24 protein-coding genes are annotated in these 22,809 nt (G+C 43.3%); 18 read left to right on the top strand and 6 right to left on the bottom strand.

Features of this window, described 5'->3' with window-relative positions; translation table 11 throughout:
* Window positions 1-475 (top strand): SDR family oxidoreductase (locus KH180_RS08010; protein ID WP_290758894.1); only part of this gene is annotated, 475 nt, incomplete at its 5' end.
* 72 nt (window positions 476-547) lie between these two features.
* Here KH180_RS08010 and KH180_RS08005 read toward each other — a convergent pair.
* The gene (locus KH180_RS08005) at window positions 548-913 is read right to left on the bottom strand and encodes a DPCD protein (protein ID WP_290758890.1); all 366 of its coding nucleotides are present in this window, start codon (window positions 911-913) and stop codon (window positions 548-550) included.
* Window positions 914-1,142: 229 nt separating this feature from the next.
* Between KH180_RS08005 and KH180_RS08000 the strand changes: the two genes are divergently transcribed.
* The 13 genes from KH180_RS08000 to KH180_RS07940 all read left to right on the top strand — a co-directional run bounded on the left by KH180_RS08000 (window position 1,143) and on the right by KH180_RS07940 (window position 13,994).
* Window positions 1,143-1,562, top strand: coding sequence for a transcriptional regulator GutM (locus KH180_RS08000; RefSeq protein ID WP_290758887.1), 420 nt, complete (start codon window positions 1,143-1,145; stop codon window positions 1,560-1,562).
* A 44-nt stretch (window positions 1,563-1,606) separates the two neighbouring features.
* Window positions 1,607-2,845 (top strand): GTPase HflX, encoded by a 1,239-nt coding sequence (gene hflX / locus KH180_RS07995; protein WP_290758884.1) that lies wholly within the window; start codon window positions 1,607-1,609, stop codon window positions 2,843-2,845.
* Window positions 2,846-2,853: 8 nt separating this feature from the next.
* Window positions 2,854-3,348 (top strand): CAT RNA binding domain-containing protein, encoded by a 495-nt coding sequence (locus tag KH180_RS07990; RefSeq protein ID WP_290758882.1) that lies wholly within the window; start codon window positions 2,854-2,856, stop codon window positions 3,346-3,348.
* A gap of 205 nt (window positions 3,349-3,553) precedes the next feature.
* Window positions 3,554-3,817, top strand: a complete 264-nt coding sequence (locus tag KH180_RS07985) for an HPr family phosphocarrier protein (RefSeq protein ID WP_006568975.1) — start codon at window positions 3,554-3,556, stop codon at window positions 3,815-3,817.
* Window positions 3,818-3,850: 33 nt separating this feature from the next.
* The gene (ptsP, locus tag KH180_RS07980; RefSeq protein ID WP_290758854.1) at window positions 3,851-5,560 is read left to right on the top strand and encodes a phosphoenolpyruvate--protein phosphotransferase; all 1,710 of its coding nucleotides are present in this window, start codon (window positions 3,851-3,853) and stop codon (window positions 5,558-5,560) included.
* A gap of 168 nt (window positions 5,561-5,728) precedes the next feature.
* Complete coding sequence (locus KH180_RS07975) at window positions 5,729-5,977, top strand: zinc ribbon domain-containing protein (RefSeq protein ID WP_330624476.1); 249 nt, start codon at window positions 5,729-5,731, stop codon at window positions 5,975-5,977.
* A 5-nt stretch (window positions 5,978-5,982) separates the two neighbouring features.
* A complete protein-coding gene (locus KH180_RS07970) occupies window positions 5,983-6,879 on the top strand; it encodes an SPL family radical SAM protein (protein WP_290758852.1) in 897 nt (298 codons plus the stop codon).
* 12 nt (window positions 6,880-6,891) lie between these two features.
* Entirely contained in the window at window positions 6,892-7,644 is a 753-nt protein-coding gene (locus KH180_RS07965) for a copper homeostasis protein CutC (RefSeq protein ID WP_290758849.1), read from the top strand.
* 172 nt (window positions 7,645-7,816) lie between these two features.
* Entirely contained in the window at window positions 7,817-8,401 is a 585-nt protein-coding gene (locus KH180_RS07960) for a TVP38/TMEM64 family protein (protein ID WP_290758846.1), read from the top strand.
* 412 nt (window positions 8,402-8,813) lie between these two features.
* Window positions 8,814-10,001, top strand: a complete 1,188-nt coding sequence (gene hydF, locus KH180_RS07955; RefSeq protein WP_290758843.1) for a [FeFe] hydrogenase H-cluster maturation GTPase HydF — start codon at window positions 8,814-8,816, stop codon at window positions 9,999-10,001.
* 78 nt (window positions 10,002-10,079) lie between these two features.
* Window positions 10,080-11,540, top strand: coding sequence for a glutamate--tRNA ligase (gltX, locus tag KH180_RS07950; RefSeq protein WP_290758840.1), 1,461 nt, complete (start codon window positions 10,080-10,082; stop codon window positions 11,538-11,540).
* Window positions 11,537-13,393 (top strand): ATP-dependent helicase, encoded by a 1,857-nt coding sequence (locus KH180_RS07945; RefSeq protein ID WP_290758837.1) that lies wholly within the window; start codon window positions 11,537-11,539, stop codon window positions 13,391-13,393. Before gltX ends, KH180_RS07945 begins: the two co-directional genes overlap by 4 nt.
* 1 nt (window position 13,394) lies before the next feature.
* Complete coding sequence (locus KH180_RS07940) at window positions 13,395-13,994, top strand: DUF1653 domain-containing protein (RefSeq protein ID WP_290758834.1); 600 nt, start codon at window positions 13,395-13,397, stop codon at window positions 13,992-13,994.
* A 39-nt stretch (window positions 13,995-14,033) separates the two neighbouring features.
* Here the strand turns inward: KH180_RS07940 and KH180_RS07935 are convergent, their stop codons facing one another.
* The 3 genes from KH180_RS07935 to KH180_RS07925 form a co-directional block, all read right to left on the bottom strand.
* Window positions 14,034-15,302 (bottom strand): HlyC/CorC family transporter, encoded by a 1,269-nt coding sequence (locus KH180_RS07935; protein ID WP_290758831.1) that lies wholly within the window; start codon window positions 15,300-15,302, stop codon window positions 14,034-14,036.
* Between the two features lie 123 nt (window positions 15,303-15,425).
* On the bottom strand, window positions 15,426-16,046 hold the full coding sequence (locus tag KH180_RS07930; protein ID WP_290758828.1) for a response regulator transcription factor: 621 nt from the start codon (window positions 16,044-16,046) through the stop codon (window positions 15,426-15,428).
* The gene (locus KH180_RS07925) at window positions 16,043-17,131 is read right to left on the bottom strand and encodes a sensor histidine kinase (RefSeq protein ID WP_290758825.1); all 1,089 of its coding nucleotides are present in this window, start codon (window positions 17,129-17,131) and stop codon (window positions 16,043-16,045) included. Before KH180_RS07925 ends, KH180_RS07930 begins: the two co-directional genes overlap by 4 nt.
* Before the next feature lie 140 nt (window positions 17,132-17,271).
* Here KH180_RS07925 and KH180_RS07920 point away from each other — a divergent pair, with 140 nt between their 5' ends.
* Genes KH180_RS07920 through KH180_RS07910 form a run of 3 tightly spaced genes read left to right on the top strand, consistent with a single transcriptional unit; the run spans window position 17,272 to window position 20,505 of the window.
* A complete protein-coding gene (locus KH180_RS07920) occupies window positions 17,272-18,213 on the top strand; it encodes an ABC transporter ATP-binding protein (protein ID WP_290758822.1) in 942 nt (313 codons plus the stop codon).
* Window positions 18,214-18,224: 11 nt separating this feature from the next.
* A complete protein-coding gene (locus tag KH180_RS07915; RefSeq protein ID WP_290758819.1) occupies window positions 18,225-19,367 on the top strand; it encodes an ABC transporter permease in 1,143 nt (380 codons plus the stop codon).
* Window positions 19,354-20,505, top strand: coding sequence for an ABC transporter permease (locus tag KH180_RS07910; protein ID WP_290758816.1), 1,152 nt, complete (start codon window positions 19,354-19,356; stop codon window positions 20,503-20,505). Before KH180_RS07915 ends, KH180_RS07910 begins: the two co-directional genes overlap by 14 nt.
* 75 nt (window positions 20,506-20,580) lie before the next feature.
* Here KH180_RS07910 and KH180_RS07905 read toward each other — a convergent pair whose 3' ends face one another.
* Window positions 20,581-21,591 carry an ABC transporter substrate-binding protein gene (locus KH180_RS07905; RefSeq protein ID WP_290758813.1) on the bottom strand — a complete coding sequence of 337 codons (1,011 nt, stop codon included), beginning with the start codon at window positions 21,589-21,591 and terminating at the stop codon, window positions 20,581-20,583.
* Window positions 21,592-21,734: 143 nt separating this feature from the next.
* Between KH180_RS07905 and KH180_RS07900 the strand changes: the two genes are divergently transcribed.
* A complete protein-coding gene (locus tag KH180_RS07900; RefSeq protein WP_290758810.1) occupies window positions 21,735-22,022 on the top strand; it encodes a YerC/YecD family TrpR-related protein in 288 nt (95 codons plus the stop codon).
* A gap of 7 nt (window positions 22,023-22,029) precedes the next feature.
* On the opposite strand, the gene KH180_RS07895 is transcribed toward KH180_RS07900, so the two are convergent.
* Window positions 22,030-22,647, bottom strand: coding sequence for a DUF1836 domain-containing protein (locus KH180_RS07895; protein ID WP_290758806.1), 618 nt, complete (start codon window positions 22,645-22,647; stop codon window positions 22,030-22,032).
* Window positions 22,648-22,809 lie beyond the last annotated feature (162 nt).

Raw genomic sequence — 22,809 nt, 5'->3', positions numbered from 1 at the left:
GTGGGATAAAGTGTGCAGCGTCAACTTAAAAGGAGTGTTCTTCTGTGCGCAGGCAGTGGGAAGAATCCTGGTGGAAAAAGGAGAAGGGGTCATCATCAACATGTCCTCAGAGAGCGGGCTGGAAGGATCCGAGGGACAGAGCGTATACGCAGCGACAAAGAATGCAGTAAATTCCCTGACCAGAAGCTGGGCAAAGGAATTAGGGAAACAGGGAGTGCGTGTGGTAGGAGTGGCACCGGGAATCATGGAAGCAACGGGGCTGAGAACACTGGCATACGAATCAGCGCTGGCATATACAAGAGGAATCACAGTGGATGAGTTAAGAGCGGGATACAGCAAGACCTCCACAACACCGCTTGGCCGGTCCGGAAAGTTATCTGAAGTGGCAGATATGTGTGTATACCTTGCAAGCCAGAGATCATCCTATGTACATGGAGTGACCATCAATGTAGCCGGCGGAAAAACCAGAGGCTAGAGTAATAGGCAGAAAGCATGAAGAAATAAAAACCAGGGAATCATAAATGCGTTTTCAGCATTTATGATTCCCTTATTTTTTGAAATAACAGGCAAAAGCAGTATGAAAAAATCCTCCTAAATAGATAAAATATACTAAAAAGTAATGATCAAAATTTCCGACAAAGTTATTTTTGATGAGAAGCAGCCATAAAACAATAGGGATAAGAATTGCTGCAAGACTTAAAAAAACTGTGGTTTTGTTAAATAATTGAACCATGAGATTTCTGCTGAAAAAACATACAAAGATACCTAAAAAAATAAAAAAACAATATTTGAAAATATAAATTTTAAGTACTGAACCTGAATATAAAGGAATCTGTTCTTCCAGATCTGTTATGATATATGCCAGAAGATAAGATACAACAGGAAGAATAAACAAAGATACTTTTTTCATCATCATGCGCCTCCTTAAATACAACTATTAAAACCGTTTTAATTTGATTCTATTATATACAATGTATTAGAAAATAACAATAAAAATATCAAAAATTGTCATTGGTATTATAAAATTAATGCTTTATATATTGTTATTTTTGATTTCCTAATCTATAATCAAACAAGTTGAAGAGTCTTTTAGTGTTTATATTTGCAGAATTTATTTTTCAGGAAGAAAGAAGGGATAAAATATGTTGATGAAAATTGCAGTGGGAGCAATCATAATCATAGCGATACTGGCATTTATCGGATATTCTTATATGATTAAGCAGCAGTCCGATGAGGTAAGAAAATTATATGAGGACTTCAGAAAAACATATGGAAAAGATTATCAAATCGGGTTCGGGCTGTGTAAAGGAACTGTTTTTAACAAAGAATACATCGTAATACTTGCCGCAGACCGGGAGAAAAAAGTGGTTGATGCTGTCTCAGCGGAAGGATCCGGGATGGAGTGGACACATGGTACGGCGTCTGAGTATATCGGCATGGATATTGCAAAGTATAAAAAAGAGCAGGAAGAAAAGAAAAAGAAGCAGACATTGTATGAAAAAGGAGAGCCGGAGATATCGCCAAAAGAAAAAGCGCTGATGATCGCCGTGAAAAATATTTGATTTTACTTTCAGCAGTTGAAGCAGAGCGGAAGGAAAGGAACAGAATGGAAGAAATACTGGAGCAGAAAAAAGAAAAAGTAATTCTGGTGGGAGTCTGTCTGGGAGAGACAAGGGAGGCAGAGGAATCCTTAGAAGAGCTTGAGGAACTTGTCAGGACTGCTGGAGCTGAGACTGCAGGAAGCATCCTTCAGGCCAGGGAGCGGATCCATCCCGGCACTTATGTCGGAAAGGGCAAGATAGAGGAAATCCGTGATCTTTTGTTTGAGACAGAGGCAGACGGTATTGTGTGTGATGATGAATTGTCACCGGCACAGATTGCCGGCCTCTCACAGATATTGGACATCAAGGTGATGGACCGGACACTGGTGATTCTGGATATTTTTGCAAAGCGTGCGCGCACAAAAGAGGGAAAGATCCAGGTGGAATTGGCGCAGCTGCGTTACCGTGCTACAAAGCTGACCGGAAAGGGCGTGAGCCTTTCCAGGCTGGGTGGAGGTATCGGAACGAGAGGCCCGGGAGAAAAGAAGCTTGAGATGGACCGGCGTCTGATCCGTACCAGGATTTCTCACTTGAAATCAGAGCTTTCCGGCGTGATCAAACACAGGGATGTGCAGAGAAAACAGAGACAGAAAAATCATACCCCGGTTATCTGTATTGTGGGATATACGAATGCAGGAAAATCCACACTGCTGAACTTTTTTACGGACGCCGGAGTTTTGGAGGAAGACCAGCTGTTTGCCACACTGGATCCCACAACAAAGAGTGTTGTGCTGAACAGCGGGCAGACAATTCTTATGACGGATACAGTTGGATTTATCAGGAAACTGCCGCACCATCTGGTAGATGCATTTAAGAGCACACTGGAAGAAGCAAAATACAGTGATGTAATTCTCCATGTGGTGGATTGTTCCAATCCGTGTATGGAACAGCAGATGGAAGCTGTATATGAGACGCTGAGCCAGCTGGGAATAAAGGATACGCCTGTGATTACGGCTTTTAATAAGATAGACCGGGCAGATCAAAGTATGCTCCTGAAAGATGTCCACGCAGATGAAACCGTTAAGATCTCTGCCAGAGAAGGAACCGGAACCGGAGAACTTTTAAACGTGATTGAAGATGTTCTCAGCAGACAGAAAATATATCTGGAAAAAAAGTATGGCTATGACGAGGCAGGAAAGATCCAGGCGATCAGAAACCATGGACAGCTGTTAAAAGAAGAATACCGGGAAGACGGCATTTATGTGGAGGCATATATACCAAAAGAAATATTAGGAATGGTGTAGGAGGACGTATGATTATACAGAAAGTGATAAACAATAACGTGGTCAGCACCTTTGACACGAATCATCATGAAGTTATTCTGATGGGAAAGGGCATAGGGTTCCGCAAAAAAGCGGGAGATGAACTGGACAAGACAAAGATAGAGAAGATCTTTACACTGGATCAGAGGGAAAAAAGTCCTTTCATACAGGAGGTTCTGGCTATTATACAGGAATTTTATGAAATCAGCTTCCGGACAGACCTGCCTGCCTATCAAAGGTTCATCACACATCTGGAATACCTGGAAAACAGTATAAAAGGCGGAGAATCCCATGCTGTGGAAGATGAAGAAGACGACGTGGAATTCTATGAGAGAAACCAGAAAAAATATCCGGAGGCATATATATGCAGCCAGAAGATTGTGGAGCACATAGAGGGACATTATGGCTATACCTTATCAGTGGATGAAAAAATGTACCTGATCATATATGTAAAACGGCTGATTTTGGAAGCTGGCATCCAATAGGAATTTCTTTTCGTTCCAGTTGACATTTAGGAAGGTTTTTGATAAGATTTAGACATTGAATATTGGATTGTGACTGGTAATGCAGGCAAGACCTTTTTGATAGATGTAAGCAGATATTAGCGCATTTATTAAGGGGTCTTTTTGTATTTTTTCAGGCAGTCCGTCATTTATTAACTAAAATTTACAGAATGAAGGAGATTTTATTATGGTATCTAAGAAGTTTGTAATTGAAAACGAGCAGGGATTACACATGAGACCGGCAGGAGTTTTAGCAAAGGCAGTAACAAAGTTTGAATCTGACGTAACGATCGTTTTCGAAGATAAGAAGATCAATGCAAAGAGCCTCCTGAACATTATCGGTGCATGTATCAAATGCGGTTCAGAAATTGAACTTGTATGTGAAGGTCCTGACGAGGAAGCAGCATTAGCACATGCGACAGAATTAATTGAGTCTGGTTTAGGTGAATAATTAATCTCATTTTACAAAGGGGACAGGTGGCATATGTATAAAGGTATTGGAGCATCTGCTGGAATCGGCATCGGAAAAGTAGTTGTGATCAAGGAACAGAGCCTGGATTACAAAAAGGAGACTATTACAGACGCTGAAGCAGAAAAGAAAAGATTAAGCGAAGCGATTGAAGTGTTCATCGACAAGACAACGAAGATGGTAGAGGCCATGAAGGTGACTGCAGGAGAACAGGAATCTGAGATCTTAGAGGGACATATCCTTATGATTCAGGACCCGGCCATCAAAGAGCAGATTGATGCAAAGATCGATGACGAAAAGATCAATGCGGAAGCTGCCGTCGAAGAAGCATGTGATTTCTTTGCACAGATTTTTGCCATGGCTGAGGATGAATTAACCCAACAGAGAGCATCTGACTTAGGAGATATCAAAACCCGGTTAATCAAAATATTATTGGGAGTTGAAGAAGTTGATATCAGTGCTGTTCCGGAAGGAACTGTCCTGGTAGCGGAAGATTTGACACCGTCTATGACAGCCGGCATCAATCCGGCTAACGTTGAAGGTGTATTGACAGAGATCGGAGGAAAGACTTCCCACTCTGCAATCATCTGCCGTTCTATGGAGATTCCTGCGGTACTTAGTGTTGAAAATATCGTCTCAATTGTCAAAGACGGAGATGTTGTCGTATTGGACGGAACAACAGGAGAGGCTTATATCAATCCTGAAGATTCTGTTTTAGAAGACTACAAAGCTAAAAAAGCAGCATATCTTGAAGAGAAAGCTGCTCTGTCCAAGTTTATCGGACAGGCATCTCAGACTGCTGACGGACATGTGGTTGAACTGGTTGCCAATATCGGAGGACCGGATGAGGCTGCAAAGGTTGTTGAGTGTGACGGAGAAGGTGTGGGATTATTCCGTACTGAGTTCTTATTCATGGACCGCGACAGCGTGCCTACAGAAGAAGAACAGTTCAAAGCATATAAGACAGTTGCAGAAACTTTGGAAGGAAAACCTGTCATTATCCGTACTCTGGATATCGGAGGAGATAAAGCGCTCCCATATCTTGGGCTGGAAACAGAAGAAAATCCGTTCCTTGGTTTCCGTGCAGTGCGTTTCTGCCTGCAGCGTCCTGATATCTACAGACCGCAGCTGAGAGCTCTGTTAAGAGCAAGTGCATTTGGAAAGATCCGTATCATGGTTCCTCTTGTAACCTGTGTGGATGAGCTCCGTGCAGTCAAAGCTCTGCTGGAAGAGATCAAAGGAGAATTAGACGCAGAGGGCATTGCATATAACAAAGACGTAGAAGTCGGTGTTATGATGGAAACTGCCGCTGCCAGCCTGATTGCTGATATTTTAGCAAAAGAAGCAGATTTCTTCAGCATCGGTACGAATGACCTGACAGGATATACAATGGCAGCAGACAGAGGAAATTCTGATGTGGCTTACCTGTACTCAGCATATAACCCGGCAGTGCTCCGTTCCATCCAGAACATCATCAGCGCTGCAAACAAAGAGGGAATTATGGCTGGTATGTGCGGAGAAGCTGCCAGTGATCCGCTGCTTGTGCCGGTACTTCTTGCATTCGGACTGAATGAGTTCTCAGTGAGTGCTACCGCGATTCTTGCTACAAGAAAAGTGATGTCATTATGGACCATGGATGAAGCGAAAGCTTTGGCAGAGGAAGTAATGCAGTTAGCTACAGAAGCAGAAGTTAAGGCTTTATTAGAAGAAAGAGCCAGAAGCTAAGTTTTTGAGTTATAAAAGACTCCCTGAACGTTTATCTGTGTATTGCAGACATGCGTTTGGGGAGTCTTATTTTTATTGCAGCTGAGGTGGGCATGCCCACTTTATTCTATTCACTTTGTGTTTACGGAAATCTGTTTTTTTACTATAATAGATAGTAGGAAGATGATAATGAAAGAAAAGAAAGGGAGTGTTTTGATGGATCAGAATTTTGAAAGGAAACAGTTTGTCTGCCCTAAGTGCGGATGCAATTCCTTTGAGCATGACCAATTCCAGGCTACCGGAGGAAATTTCGCCAAGATTTTTGATGTACAGAATAAAAAATTTATTACCATAAGCTGTACCCGCTGCGGTTTCACAGAATTGTATAAGAGCCAGACTTCCGATGGAATGAACATTTTAGATTTCCTTATGGGATAATCGCCATGGAAGAAAAAACGTACAGGGAGATTCAATGTTCCGCGGCCTGCAACCGTGTCCGCGGAAGATTTCCTTACCACTGGGATTTAAACATATACAGAGGATGTGCCCATCAATGTCAGTACTGCTTTGCACTTTATTCCCATGCATATATGGAGTCAGATGATTTTTACGGCGATATTTTTGTAAAGACCAACATTGCAGAGAAACTGGAAAGACAGCTGAAGAGCAGAAACTGGGACCACCAGGTGATTAATCTTGGAGGTGTAACAGACAATTACCAGCCGGCGGAGGCGCAGTACCGGATCATGCCGGAACTTTTAAAGCTTTTGATCCGATTTGAGAATCCGGCAATCATTTCTACAAAGTCTGATTTAATATTAAGAGATTACGACTTAATCGATCAGTTATCAAGAGTAGCTTATGTAAATATTGCAGCTACGATCACAACGATGGATGAGGATGTCAGAAGCGTATTGGAGCCGGGAGGAGTTTCTTCCCGCCGGCGGTTTGAAGTTCTGGAGGAATTCCGCAGGACAAACGCCAGCACAGGTGTCCATATGATGCCCATTGTTCCGTATATTACCAGCACCAGAGAAAATCTGGAGGCTGTATTTTCTGAGACTAAGCATAGAGATCTCCACTATCTGATAACATCAAATTTGAATTTGAAGGGACCGACCCGTGCTGTATTTTTTCGTTTTGTAAGAAATGAGTTTCCTCAGTATGAACAAAAGCTGACCAAGCTGTTCAGCTATGGAAAAGAATACAAGGATTATAAAAAAGAACTGTATCAAATTATTTCAGAGGTTCGTGCCAAGTACCAGGTAAAGGCGGATTTCGGAAGCATCATAAAAGAAAAAAATGCGCAGTTTCAGGCAGAGCAGCTGTCATTTTTCTAGGAGGTAATGACTATGAGTGAGATTATGTTGGAATGCTGTGTAGACTCATTTGAGTCTGCGGTGATTGCAAAAGAGGCAGGGGCTAAGCGGCTGGAACTCTGCAGTGATTTGATGATCGGAGGAACTACGCCGAGTTCAAAGCTTCTGGAGATGATTAAGCTGCGGCTGGATATCCCGGTACATGTGCTGATCCGGCCCAGATTCGGAGACTTTTTATACAGTGATGAAGAATTCGTCCTTATGAGAAGTGAAATTCATCATTTCCGGGAACTTGGCGCTGACGGGGTGGTGGTCGGATGCCTTACAAAGGACGGCCGGCTTGATATGAGACGTATGGAAAGCCTGATGCAGAAAACCATGGGGATGTCCGTTACACTGAACAGAGCCTTTGATCTGTGTGTGAATCCTTATGAGGCGATGATTGAAGCCATTGAGCTGGGAGTTGATACAGTACTCACCTCCGGACAGAAAAATTGCTGTGCTGACGGAAAAGAACTATTAAAAAATCTCCTGGAAGTGGCGGGAAAAGATATTACCGTGATGGTTGGTGCAGGCGTGAATGCTGATATTATCGAAGAATTTTTGAGTGAAGCTCCTTTCCGGGCATTTCATATGTCAGGGAAGAAGACAGTTGAGAGCAGGATGGAATACCGCAAGCCAGATGTCAGCATGGGCCTGCCTATGATGAGTGAGTATGAGCGGTTCGTGACAGATGGAGAGGAAATTAAAAGAGCAGCAGCTGTGATACAGAAGTATGATTCATAAATTTTATGACGGTGTATCCGGGAATCAAAGTGATTCCCGGATTTTTATCTGTATGGATCGGGATTACATTATCAGTCTGAAAAAACTGTAAGAAATTTGTCACTTTTTTGTCTGCTGGATTTCAGAACTGTCCGCTATGATAGAGACAGTAAAAGAAAGGCGGTGGCTGTTTATGAGCAGACAAGCAGTAAAAAAAGCGACAAATCTTACAACTCTGGTGTTAATCGGAGCATTAATTATATTTTCTATTTATGGATATCAAAAAGGAATTTTTACAAACAGGGAGCAGATGGAACTGTTCGTAAGGCACAGCAGTTTTTGGGGTCCCCTTCTGTTTATTCTCATTCAGATTGCACAGGTCGTGATCGCAGTGATTCCCGGAGGACTTACCTGCCTGGCGGGAGTCGTTTTTTTCGGACCATGGTATGGGTTTTTGTACAGTGTAATAGGAATTCTTATTGGTTCCTGTATTAATTTTTATCTGGCAAGGCAGTACGGAGAAAAATTCATCCGCCTGTTTGTAAACAATGAAACGTATGAAAAGACAAAGAAAAAGTTTTTGACCGGAAAGAAATTCGATGTTGTGTTTACAGCGGCAATTCTTCTGCCGTGTGCACCTGATGATGTACTCTGTATGATTGCAGGGCTGACGGACATGTCATGGAGAAAATTTTTAACTATTCTTATTCTGGGAAGACCGGTAACAATTATTGTTTATAGTTTAGGAGGGGCAATGATCCCGCTGCTGATGCATTAAGCAGACATGTTCCGCATGATTTCCGTTCGGCTCTTAGAATGCCTCACTTCAATCATACAGAACATGGACGTAATGTCTGCTGGATAAATATGAAGGCTAAACAGGCGGAGCAGCCGCTGGCTGTTTAGCCTTTTTGTTGTTCTTTCATAGGAAAGTGCGTCCTATGAAATAAAAAGCACTCAGTGCAGGATGCGCACAAATGCGCGAGGAATTTATTTGCCTTTGGCAAATCGCATTTGGCGCGCAAAGTGTACAAGCCCCTCAAAGAATGAGAGGTGGGGAGCTGAGGTGGCATGCCCACTTTGTTCTATCTTCTTTTTTCATTGGCTGCGTTCTATTGATTCAAAACTTTAGGTGTTATATACTGAAAAAGAAAATAACGAATCAAGGCAGCAAGTAAAGGAGACAGACGATGGGTTTAAATGAGACACCAAGAGGAGACAGGATTCATATCGCATTGTTTGGAAAAAGGAATGCGGGAAAATCCAGCATTGTCAATGCGTTGACAGATCAGGAGCTGGCGATTGTATCCGATGTGAAAGGGACAACCACCGATCCGGTTTATAAGGCTATGGAGCTTCTTCCGCTGGGGCCGGTTGTAATGATTGATACCCCGGGGCTGGATGATGAAGGAGAGCTGGGCAGGAAGAGAGTGGAAAAGGCAAAAGAAGTTCTCAGGAAGACAGATATAGCACTGATTATTGCCGACGCAGGGACAGGTCTTACAGAGTTTGAATATGGGATTCTGGAACTGATCAAGGACAGAAAACTGCCCTACTTAATTGTCTATAACAAATCAGATATATCGGGCAGTGACAGCAGGAAAGAGCAAAAAAATTCCTGTTTTGTCAGTGCTGTAACAAAGGAAGGTATTTTTGAACTGAAGGAAGCGATCGGCAGGCTTCTTCCCCAGGAAGAGCAGGAAAAGAGGATTGTGGGAGATTTGATTTCACCGGGAGATTTTGTAGTACTGGTGGTCCCTATAGATTCTGCGGCCCCGAAAGGAAGGCTCATTCTTCCGCAGCAGCAGACTATCCGGGATATTTTAGAGAGCGGAGCCTGCTCCATTGTAGTAAAAGAATCGGAACTTGAACAAACGCTTCAGGAAATTGGGAAAAAACCTGCTCTGATCATCACAGATTCCCAGGCATTTGAGCAGGTGGCAGCTATAGTGCCAGAGGATATTCCTCTGACATCCTTTTCGATTCTGTTTGCCAGATATAAAGGAGATCTTGCAGAGGAAGTGAAGGGAGCCAGGGCAGTGGAGCGTCTGAAGGACGGATCCAGGATACTGATTGCAGAAGGATGTACCCATCACCGCCAGTGCGATGATATAGGGACTGTCAAGATTCCAAGATGGCTGACAGAATATACAGGCAGGAATCTGATCTTTGAGACGTCCAGCGGCAGTACGTTTCCTGATGACCTAAGCGGCTATGATCTGATTGTGCACTGCGGAGGCTGTACACTGAATCCGAAGGAGATGAAGCACAGGGTTAAGACAAGTGTGAGAGCAGAAGTACCGATCGTAAATTATGGCGTATTAATCGCGGCTTTGAAAGGAATTCTGCAGCGGAGTTTAGAGCCTCTGCATCTTTGAAAATACGGCGGGAGGCTTGACCGGAGACTGCGTTATTGAGATAATAGAGAAGATAACGAAAGAAAGGATTGGAAACAGATGAGTAAAGTTAGAACAAGATTTGCCCCAAGCCCTACGGGAAGAATGCATGTAGGGAATTTAAGAACCGCATTATATGCCTATTTGATTGCAAAACACGAGGACGGAGATTTTCTGCTTCGTATTGAAGATACAGATCAGGAGCGTCTGGTAGAAGGAGCAGTGGATATTATATATAACACACTTGCCAAAGCCGGGCTGGTCCACGATGAGGGACCGGATAAGGACGGCGGCGTGGGACCTTATGTCCAGAGCGAACGCCAGGCAGCAGGTATTTATCTGGATTATGCCAGGGAGCTGATCAGCAGGGGAGAGGCGTATTACTGCTTCTGTGACGATGAACGCCTGGAAAGCCTGAAAGTTAAATCAGGGGACGTGGTTGTCAGCCATTATGACAAGCACTGTCTGAATCTGAGTGAGGAAGAAGTAAAGGAAAAACTCGACGCAGGGGTTCCGTATGTGATCCGCCAGAACAACCCTACGGAAGGTACGACCACTTTTACAGATGAAATTTACGGTGAAATCACAGTAGACAATATGGAACTGGATGATATGATTCTGATCAAGTCTGACGGTTATCCGACCTATAATTTTGCAAATGTGGTGGATGACCATCTGATGGGCATTACCCATGTAGTCCGCGGAAATGAATATCTGTCTTCCACCCCTAAGTATAATCGTCTTTATGATGCATTCGGATGGGAAAAGCCGATCTATGTGCACTGCCCGCTGATTACAGATGAGGAGCACAAGAAGCTGAGCAAACGAAGCGGACATTCTTCTTTTGAAGATTTGCTGGAGGCAGGATATCTTCCGGAGACGATCGTAAACTTTGTGGCGCTACTCGGATGGAGCCCGGGAGGAGAAAGAGAGATATTCTCCTTAAAAGAGCTGGAAGAAACCTTTGATTACCATCATATGTCAAAGACACCTGCAGTGTTTGATATGACAAAGCTTTCCTGGATGAACGGAGAGTATATCAAAGCAATGGACGATGAAAGATTTAAGACTATGGCAATGCCGTATGTCACAGAGATTATCACAAAGGATGTGGATATTGATAAAATTTTATCCATGGTCAAGACGAGAATCGAGCTGTTTACCGAGATCAAAGATCATATTGATTTCTTTGAGGAAGTGCCTGAATATGACAGTGCTATGTACCAGCACAAAAAAATGAAGACAACCAAAGAGTCTGCGCTGGAAGTGCTCAGAGAAATCATCCCGGTTTTTGAAGCTCAGGAAGATTTCAGCAATGATGCATTATATCAGACACTGCTTGGATTTGCAAAAAGCCACGAAGTAAAGAACGGTTATGTTATGTGGCCGGTGCGCACTGCTGTGTCAGGGAAACAGATGACGCCGGGAGGGGCTTCCGAACTCATGGAGATCCTGGGAAAAGAGGAGTCTGTAAAAAGGCTGCATGCGGCTGTTGAGAAGTTAGAGGCAGAGCTTTCATGACAGAATGGAATGAGGCCCAGAAGCAGGCCATAACCCATAAAGACGGTCCTATGATGGTTCTGGCCGGTCCGGGATCCGGGAAAACTACGGTGATTACGGAGCGGGCAAAGTATCTGACGGAACACTTTGGGGTGAATCCTTCCAACATTTTGGTCATCACGTTTACCAAGGCAGCAGTGGCAGAAATGAAAGAAAGGTTTATGAAGCTGGCAGGGAAACCCCTGCCAGTTTCTTTCGGGACCTTTCATGCCGTATTCTATACAATCTTAAAGCATGCATACCGGCTTCAGGCCGGCTGTATTCTGCCGGAACATAAAAAGTATGAACTGCTGCGGGAGATCATTACAGACCGGGATCTTGAAACAGGGGATGAGCCGGACTTCCTGAGGTCTCTGATCAGTGAGATCAGCTTTGTAAAAGGACAGCTGCTTTCTATGGAGTATTATCACAGCCAAAGCTGTGCGGACAGTATTTTTCAGCTGATTTATCAGGAGTATAATAAAAAACTCCAGAGAAACCAGTGGATGGATTTTGATGATATCCTGGTTTATACCTACCGGCTGCTGAAGGAAAGAAAAGATCTGCTTGCTGCCTGGCAGAACAAGTTTCAGTATATTCTCATCGATGAATTCCAGGACATTTCGCCGATACAATATGAGATCATGAAGATGCTGGCAGCTCCGAGGAACAATTTATTTATCGTGGGTGACGATGACCAGTCGATTTACCGGTTCCGCGGGGCAAAGCCGGAAATTATGCTGGGATTTCCGAGAGACTTTAAGGATTCAAAAAAGATTCAGCTGGATATTAATTACCGCTCCAGCCCGGAGATTGTTGAGGCGGCCCGGAAGGTGATCGGAGTAAACAAGCGGCGGTTCCCAAAGGAGATCCGGTCCTGTAAAAATGCGCAGGTCCCGGTTGAACTCAGGACATTTAAGAACCAGCAGGAGGAATGTACTTACGTGGCCAGGAAACTCCGGGAAGAAAACATAAAAGGACGCCCCTATGAGGAAGCGGCCATTCTGGTCAGGACCAATCTGGGAGCCAGAACCATGATCGGAAAGCTTATGGAATATAATATTCCATTTTCCGTGAAGGACGGGATTCCCAGCCTGTTTGAGCATTGGATTGCAAGAGATATCATAGATTATATAAGAATGGCACTGGGAGACCGCAGGAGAAGCACTTTTCTGCGGATCATGAACCGGCCCAAGCGTTATATCAGCAGAGAATATCTGGATCAGCCTGAGATTTCTTTTCAGGAGCTGAAAGAAAAGACAAAGGATAAGGAATGGCTGTATGACTATATTGAAGAGCTGGAGGAAGATTTGCGGCTTCTGAAGGATATGACTCCGTTTCTTGCCATCACCTACATAAGAAAGTCTGTCGGTTATAATGCATATCTGGCAGAATACGCAAGAATCCGGAAGCTGAAAGAGGAGGAACTCACTGATGTGCTGGAAGAACTTCAGGAAACTGCCAGAGCATATGAGACTTATGAAGAATGGTTTGAGTTTATGAGATGTTATACGGAAGAGCTGAAGGCACAGTCCGATAAAAAGAACCAGGAAAATCAGGGAGTTGTTTTGAGTACTCTGCACAGTGCAAAGGGGCTGGAATATGAGAGGGTCTTTCTTATAGATGTAAATGACGGCGTGATTCCATATAAAAAAGCAGTGAAGGCAGAAGAGCTGGAGGAAGAGCGGCGGATGTTTTATGTCGGAATGACGAGAGCCAAAAAATATCTTCATGTATTTTCCGTGGAAAAGATGTATAATAAAGACAGCAGTGTGTCGGATTTTATTCGTCCTTTAGAGGGGAAGACGAGAAAGCAGCAGAAGGGAGCTGAGTGATATGGAGAAAAGAGCAGTCCCCAGACCAGGGGATTTTTATAAACACTTCAAGGATAAGCTGTATCAGATTGTGACGGTGGCAGAACATTCGGAAACCGGAGAGGATCTTGTGATTTACCAGGCCTTATATGGGGAATATAAAACCTATGCCAGGCCTCTTCCTATGTTCTTAAGTGAAGTGGACCGCGAAAAATATCCCGGAGTCAGTGCCAAATACCGTTTTGAGCGTGTGGATGTGAAGACATACCAGAATATTACAGATCTTCATCAGATCAATGATATGCTGGAGAGACATATAGAACCGCAGAAACCACAGATAAAAACAGCACCTCCTGTACCGGAGAAAATAGAGCCGGAAGAAGATGAACACAGACCTGAAAAAGAGCAGCAGGATCTCCTGATTCGTTTTCTGGACGCTGAGAGCAATGAGGAACGCCTGGAGCTTTTGAGAAGGTATGAGGACCGGATTTCAGAAACTGTTTTAGACTCCATCGGCCTGTCTATGGATTTTCCGCTGAACAGCGAAGACAGGGGAAGAAAACTTCGCGAACTGGAAGGATTCATTAAGACAAAGATGAAATATGAAAAGAAAAGAAGATAATGAAAAGGAAAGCATGTTTGTATATGCTTTCCTTTTTTGTCAGGCCTTTTGGGCTCTGCGGGTGATCTGGATGAGTTCCAGTCTGTTTTTTTCTACTTTCCGGACTTTGAAATCAAAGGATTCATCGGAAGCTGTCTCCCCCTCAGAGGGAAGGTGATCCAGCAGTTCGATCACATATCCGCCTACGGAGTCATAATCCTCAGACTCGATCTCCGTATCCATCAAGTCATTCAGATCGTCCAGTTTAAGCGATGCATTGACGAGATAAGATCCGTCTTCAAGCTCCTGAAAGCTTTCTAATTCATTGTCATCATATTCATCACGGATTTCTCCGACCAATTCCTCTAAAATATCTTCCAGTGTGATCAGGCCGGCAGTGATGCCGTACTCATCCAATACAATAGAAAAGCTGACATTTTCCTGCTGCATCTGAGCCAGCAGGCTGGATATCTTCTGCGTTTCGTAGGTGAAGAACGGCTTCCTTAAGACATCCTGAATGTGGAAGATCTCGCCGCGGTGCAGAGTGCGGTAAAAATACATATCCTTTAAATAGACAATTCCGATGACCTTGTCCTTGCTCTCCTCATATACCGGGAGACGGGAGTACTGTGTTGCCATAAAAAGCTCCATAACTTCATCATAGGAAGCATCGGCAGAGACAAATGTAATATCTATTCTCGGAATCATAATATCCTTTGCGATGGAATCCTTGAAATCGAATACATTATAGATCATTTCTTTTTCGTCTTTTTCAATGACGCCATCCTCGTGGCTGGCATCAACAATCGTTCTGAGCTCCCGCTCTGTCATGACCTGCCTGGACTGCTTGGCATCGATGCGCAGAAGCATAAGAAGGCCGGTAGAGAGCTTATTGATGATAATAACAACAGGAGTCAGGATCTTTGTTACATAATATATGATCGGTCCGAAGCGCAGCGCAAGATTTGTATTTTTAATGGTTGCATAAGTCTTCGGGGTGATCTCACCGAAAATCAGAACAAGGATGGTGAGTACACCGGTTGCGATCCCTGCTCCGGCACTGCCGAAAACATCAATGGCTAATGTGGTGGCCAGAGATGTGGCAGAGATATTGACAAGGTTATTTCCGATCAGGATGCTGCTGAGCATAGATGCAGGATTCTCGATCAGCTGCAGCACCCGCTTAGCCTGTTTATTGCCGTCCTCTACCAGGGCACGGATCGTATGAACGTTTACGGTTGTAAGCGCAGTCTCCGACGACGAAAAAAATGCCGACAGAGTTAATAAGATAATTAAGATGCATAATCTTAATATGACACTGGGGTCCAAATAAAATCCCTCCTAAATGAATTGGTTTACAGTATGACATGCTCCGCATGATACGATAATTTTACTAGTCATACGGCCAGGTGTCAAGTTTTGCCTGTCCAAGCGGCCTTTGTGCAGGGCCGGCTATCTGTGCTGATAATAAAAAACAGCAAGCTGGGTCCGGTCCCGAAGCTCCAGCTTATCGAGGATGACACTCAGGTAGTTGCGTATGGTTCCTTCGCTTAAATAAAGACATTCAGATATTTCTTTATTGCTCATGCCTTTGGCAATGTATTCGATCAGGCGGAGTTCTTTTTCATTGATGCCGCAGTCACTATAAGAGAACTGCTGTTTATTTGCGATCAAATCCGGTATTTTGGAGATGATCTCATTGCCGAAAACATTCTGTCCGTTTTCCACAGCGTGCAGGGCAGGGACGATGCTTTCAAAATCCTGTTTCAGGATATAGCCCTTGGCTCCGATGTTCAGGGCATCAATGATATACTCATCATCGGAAAAGGTGGTGAGAAATAATATCTTAGAATCAGGATGTTTCCGGCGGATCTCTCTGGCAGCTTCAATGCCGGTCATGCCGTTCATCCGGATATCCATGAGCAGTACATCGGGATGATAGGTGTCATACAGTGAGACAGCCTCGGCGCCGTCTGATCCCAAAGCTAAAACTGTGATATCCGGAGACGCCTCCAATATTGTTTTTAAAGATGATGAGACAAGCCTGTCGTCATCTATAATAATAATTTTCATGAATTACCTCCCGGCTGATAAGATGATATATTATGCGGAACTGTGATAAAGATTTTGAAACCATGCTCAAATGATATATTAATCGTTCCGTGAAAGGCTTCGATCCGTTCTTTCATGTTTGAAAGTCCCATACCGGATGAGTAAGAGACTGGGGCAGCCGATCCGTTGTCTTCAAACAGGAGCTGGTAAAAGGATGGGTGTTCTCTCAGTACAAGGTGTATATGGCTGGCATTACTGTGTTTTGCCGTGTTTGTAAATGCTTCTTTGATGATGGCAGCAAAGCAGTATTGAAGGTTCTGAGGGGGCGCCTCTGAGATGTCATAGGCAAAATCAACAGTATAGTCCGGATAACCCTGTATAATCTCGGAAACAGTGTCATGAAGGCTGACGGAAGATTCCTGAAGACCATGTACACTTGTGCGGATGCTGTCCATGGCGGTGTTCAGAGTCTTGTGCAGCTCGCCAAGCGGCAGAGAAAGGCCGGAATCCTGGTTGAGGGCTTTCAGGGCGCCTAACTGCAGAATGGACCGGGAAAGCATGTGTCCCACATTGTCATGGATCTCTCTGGCGATCCTGTTGCGCTCTTTCAGAGTTGCAAGGTGTATTTCTGTTTCCTGCTTTTCCTGCAGATACTGGTTCTTCTTTTTCAGCAGCAGATTCAGTTCTGTGCTGTCATCTCTTAATTTCTTAAACTCTTCCTTCATATTATCCAGTTTTTGTGTGCGCACAGACAGAAAAACAGAAAGCAAAAGGCTGAGGATGAATCCGATCTGCATGGACAATGTATAGGACAGCAAATATGGAATAGAAAACAGAAAGAGAACAGCACCCGTAAACTTCAGTCTGGTGCGGACACAGTCGTAGCAAAACAGCGGAAGAAAGATGCCGAAGGAAGGCAGTATGCTACAGAGGATACCATATAAAAATGAGACGGCAAAAGACAGTCTCTCATCATCTTTGATGGACAGTACACAGGAAGCTGTAAATGCAGTAAGCAGTGCAGTAACAGGCATTGTGCCAGTTTCCCGGAGAAGGAGGGGAACAGTGAACAGTAATAAAATAAATTTATCTATAAGTACGGACATAACTCCCTCCTTTATGAAAAGCCGCTTTCTTAATTATAAAATAACTTGTGACAAATGTCATCATCATTCTTGACAAACGGCACTTTGGAAAGACAAACAGATCCTGTATAGTAAAGATATGAAAAGAAAGGGGTGGAATTATGGATCAGCCAATCATTGAAATTAAAAATCTTGTGAAACGCTATAAAGATCTGGTGGCTTTGGATCATTTGAATATGGAGGTCAGAGAAGGAGAGGTTTTTGGTCTGCTGGGGCCTAACGGCTCTGGAAAGACAACAGCGATCAACTGTACCTTGGGACTTCTGACCTATGACAAAGGTGAAATACAGGTGTTTGGGAAACCGATGGATGCAGATTCTTATGACAGCAAGCGGGAGATCGGTGTAGTGATGCAGAATGTGGCAGTTTTTGATGAACTGACGGTTGTTGAAAACATTGATTATTTCTGCGGCCTGTATGTAAGAGATAAGAGAGAGAGGAAAAAGCTTGTAGAGGAAGCGATACGATTTGTTGAACTGGAGGAATTCCGAAAGTTCTATCCTCCGAAACTTTCAGGAGGCCTTTTAAGACGCCTGAACATCGCCTGCGGGATTGCCCATAAGCCAAAATTGATTTTCTTAGATGAACCTACCGTAGCTGTCGATCCTCAGAGCCGGAACAAAATATTGGAAGGCATCCTGGAGCTGAACCGGCAGGGGGCAACCATTATTTATACTTCCCATTACATGGAGGAAGTTGAGCAGATCTGCAGCCGGATCCTGATCATGGATAAAGGCCGGCCGATAGCTGTAGGGTCAAAGGAAGAATTAAAGCAGATGATTAAAATGGGTGAGAAAATTACAGTGGATGTCCCTGATTTGAAAGAAAAAGACCTGCAGGCGGTCCGGGCTATGAAGCATGTATTTCAGGCGCAGTATACTGAAGGAAAGCTTTATGTCCAGTGCAGCGGAGGAAGTCATAATCTGGTGAATTTATTAGGATATCTGGCGGATAACGATGTCTCATTCGGAAAAGTCTATTCAGAGCTGCCTACATTAAACGATGTATTTCTGGAGATAACAGGAAAGCAGCTGAGAGATTAGGAGGCGGGTATATGTTTTGGCATTTATATAAATACAATTTTAAAGCATCCATCAGAAACAAATCTTCAATTTTTTGGTGCTTTGCCTTTCCTCTTATACTTGCTACACTTTTCCATTTCGGATTTGGCAACCTGCTGAATGGTTCAGAAGAACTGAAGGCAGTTCCTGTCGCGGTTGTAGAGACAAAGGCTGCAAAAACTGGAGAAGGATTTATAAGAGTTACGGAAGAATTATCCGGAAAAGGCAGGGACCAGCTGCTGAAGGTTCAGAAGACCTCTCTTAAAAAAGCGAAAAAACTGCTTTCAGAGGATAAGATTGACGGATTTTATACGGTCGGTGATGATGTAAGGCTTACCGTAAAAGAAAACGGAATAAATCAGACAATTTTGAAAGAGATCAGCGACCAATATGTGCAGATGAACCAAATGGTGGAGGAGACAATAAAATCACATCCGGAGGCCCTGGAAAGTCTGGTAAAGGCTATGTCGCAGAATATGGTCGAGAATAAACAGATCAGTCTGGGAAAAGATAACGCCAATATGATGGTGCAGTATTTTTATGCCCTGCTTGCTATGGTATGCCTGTATGGAAGTTTTTTAGGACTGCAGAGTGCCTTTCACGCCCAGGCAGACTTATCTGAGATAGGAGCCAGAAAGGCGGTATCACCTACAGGAAAGCTGAAAGGCACAATAGCTGATTTCCTTGTAGGAGTGACCATTCAGTTCCTAGCGTTTCTGACAGCAATTGTGTATATGCAGCTGATATTGAAGATTGATCTGGGAAGCAAGGCAGGGCTGATTCTGCTGGCAGGATTTTTTGGATGTATCACGGGAGTTTCCATGGGAATGTTCATCGGTTCTGCGGGACGGATGTCAAAGGATACGAAAAACGGCCTGTGTGTAGGTGTCAGTATGGTCTTCTGTTTTTTCAGCGGACTGATGGTAGGGAATATGAAAGATATTGTGGAAAAAAGTATTCCGCTTTTAAACAGAATCAATCCGGCAGCGCTGATTACCGAATGCTTTTACAGCCTGAATATTTATGATGATCTTTCCGTTTATTTCAGAAGCTGTGCTTCGCTGGCAGTGATCACGGTACTGCTGTGCTTTGGAAGCTTCCTGGTGATGAGGAGGAAAAAGTATGCAAGTATATAAATGTTTTTTTAAGATTGTAAAGAAAAAAAAGCTTTCAATGATGGTCTATATTTCAATCTTTCTTGCATTGATGATTTTGTTCTCAAGCTTCGGAAGAAACGATGAAACCGGATTTAAAGCTACAAAGATCAATGTAGGAATTGTAGATCATGACCAAAGCACAATCTCAAAAGCTCTCAGGGAGTTTCTTTCAAAAGAACAGAAAGTGAAACTCATGAAAAACGACAAAAAAACAATGCAGAACGATCTGTTCTACCGGAATGTAGAATACATTCTGATACTGCCTGAGGGATTCGGAGAAAGCCTGATGAATAAAAATAAGAAGGCGGAAATTAAAAATGTAAAAGTCCCAAATTCCACCAGCGGTTATATGATTGATCAGCAGATAGGTAAATTTACAAAGATTGTCCGGGGGTATCTGGCAGCGGGCTTTCCGGAGGAACAGGCAGTAGGCATGGCAGAAAACACATTGAAGTCATCGGCAGGGATCAGTCTGGAAGGAAGTAAAAAGGCCGGAGAAGTAAGCAGCACAGCATACTATTTCCAGTACCTTGCTTATATTCTTATTGCGCTTATCACTCTGGCAGTCAGTCCGGTTTTTATGGCTTTCTATAAAAAAGATATACGAAGAAGAAATCAGTGTTCTGCAGCTACGAACAGATCGCGGAATTTACAGTTAGCGCTTGGAACTCTGACAGCGTCTCTGGGCTGCTGGCTTATGTTTATGGTGCTGGCAGTTGTGATATACCACAATGAAATATTTCAGAGCAATCTTCCCCTGTTTTTGCTGAACAGTCTTGCTTTTCTGGGTGTTTCGGCGGGGATCTCATTCCTTGTGGGACTGCTTGTCACCAACGACGATGCCCTTCAGGGGGTGGTCAATGTAGTATCCCTGGGAAGTTCTTTTCTCGGAGGGGTTTTTGTACCTCTGGAGTTTATGAGCAAGCATGTATTGTCAGTGTCAAAATTTCTCCCCACCTATTGGTACATTAAATCCAACAGCCTGATTGACCAGCTGGAAATCATGGATTTAAGCCATATGTGGCCAGCTCTGCAGGGGATTCTGATACAGGCAGGTTTTGCCGCTGCTTTGTTTGCAGCTGCCATGCTGGTGAGCAAACAAAAAAGGATGGCATAAGAAGAACAAAGGGAAGTTCCTGTAAAATAAAAACAGACCGCAGATGATGATCAAACATTGTCTGCGGTCTGTCTGCTATTTGGCTTTTTCTGCAAAGCTGTTGTTTACCAGCTTATCAAACGGAACGCTGTCGTCCAGTTCTCCGGCATTTTTTAAAATGTCCTGGAGAAGGGAAAAGCCTTCTTTGCTGAATACAGGATCTTCTTTGTAGGTGTCCTGGTCTTTATAACGCTTGATGATCGTAATCAGATCATTTTTGGATACATCAGGGAACTGTCCACCGATGACAGCTGCGATTTCTTCCGGTGAGTGGGCGGTTACATATTCCTGGCCTTTTTTAATGGCATTGGTAAAGCCCTGGATGATCTTCGGATTCTTTTTCATATAGCTCTTTTTCGCACAGTAGGTTGTGTAAGGAACAAAACCGCTTTCTACACCCAAAGAGGCTACGACATATCCTGCACCCTGGGTTTCAAGTGCTGTTGCATTAGGCTCAAATTCTACGGTGAAATCACCCGTTCCGCCGGAAAAAGCACCGGAAGTGTTGGCGAAGTCAATGTTTTGAACCATTTTGACATCCTTATTGGGATCAATTTTCTTTTTCTTCAGAACGTATTCCAGGATCATCTGAGGCATTCCGCCCTTTCGTCCGCCGATCAGTTCTTTTCCTTTTATATCATCCCAAGAGAAGTTTTTGATTTTTTTTCTGGAAACGAGGAAGTTTCCTGCACGCTGAGTCAGCTGGGCAAAGTTGACTGCATAATCCTGGTTTCCTTCATTGTACTGATAGATGCTGGCTTCCGGTCCCATAAATCCGATATCTGCGTTTCCGGAGATCAAGGCGGTCATGCTTTTGTCTGCGCCAAAGCCTGTATCGACTTTCAGATCGATGCCCTCATCTTTAAAATAGCCTTTTTCGATGGCTACATACTGCGGGGCATAAAAGACAGAATGGGTGACTTCATTCAGGGTAACCTTGGTGAGTTTTTTTGTCTTTTCTTCAGATTTTGAGGTTTGGCATCCGGACAAAGCGCCCAGGGCCATGACAGATGACAGAAAGACGGCAGCAAGTTTTTTTACTTTCATAAAAACTCCTAAAAATACTTTATTTAATAGAATATGCGGAAACAAAAAAACGGTGCAATTCTTCTTTACTTTAACGCACTGATGCTGTATATTAAAATTAATCAAGCATCGAGATGCCGATGCAGGAAAAGGAGCAGCAGATTATGAGCAAAAAGATAAAAACAGAGGCCGCGAAACGGCTTTTTCAGGCGATTCTTACGTTGGAGACGGAGGAAGAGTGCTTCACTTTTTTTGAGGATCTGTGTACGGTGAATGAACTGGAATCCCTGGCACAGCGTTTTGAAGTAGCCTCAATGCTCAGGGAAAAGCATACCTATCTGGAAGTGGCAGAAAAGACCGGAGCATCCACAGCAACGATCAGCAGGGTGAACCGTTCTCTAAACTATGGAAGCGACGGGTATGATTTGGTATTTAAAAGAATGAAGAAATAGACGCAGTCTATTTCTTCTTTTTTTTATCTTTTTTGTCTGCATCTGATTCTGGGGTATACAGATTATCGATCATTTTTTCAATCAGCTGTTTTTTTGCATAGATGTCATAGCAAAGAAGTGTGATAAAGGAAAATGTCTGAAGCAGTTCCCTGTCTTTTTTATCTTTTACAAAAGAAAAAGATTCTTTTGCCTTATTGAGGTCATCACCGACAGACTCTGCAATGACTGGTTTTTGCCCATGTTCCAGCCTGTAGATCTCTTCATAGATATCATAGAATGAAAGCTCCCTGTCATCCTCATAAAAATGATCCTTCAGAGGGGCCAGAAGTGACTTAATATCTGAGATTGACATAAAGTTTTTCAGATAATAGATATATATTAAAAGAATCATATGATTTCTGGAATACTTTTTTTTGCTGGAAGGCGGCAGCAGGTCATTTTTTGAATAATTATTAATCATGGTCTTGGTAAAAATCTTATCGCCCTCAAACCGTGTGGAATTTTTTAATTCTGTGTCCATAAAAGTCGTGATCTGGTCCATATACAGGTCGATATTTGGGATATCTTCCGGAAGAATATAATCCAGCTCCAGCCATTTGGAAAGCTTGTCTTTTAAATCATCCATACATCGTCCTCCTTGATTGTATGATAACTACATTATACGGTCTTTTATACTATATGACAAGTGGTTACGATACATATTTATCGCTTCTTTTTTTGCCTGAATGTAGTATAATGATAGATAGTCTTACCGGAAAGGAAGGTTAAACAGAAGTAGAATAGGAGC

Source organism: Anaerostipes sp., assembly GCF_018381315.1.
In the GTDB taxonomy this organism is placed as follows: domain Bacteria; phylum Bacillota; class Clostridia; order Lachnospirales; family Lachnospiraceae; genus Anaerostipes.
This window is presented reverse-complemented; position numbering and strand designations above follow the sequence as displayed.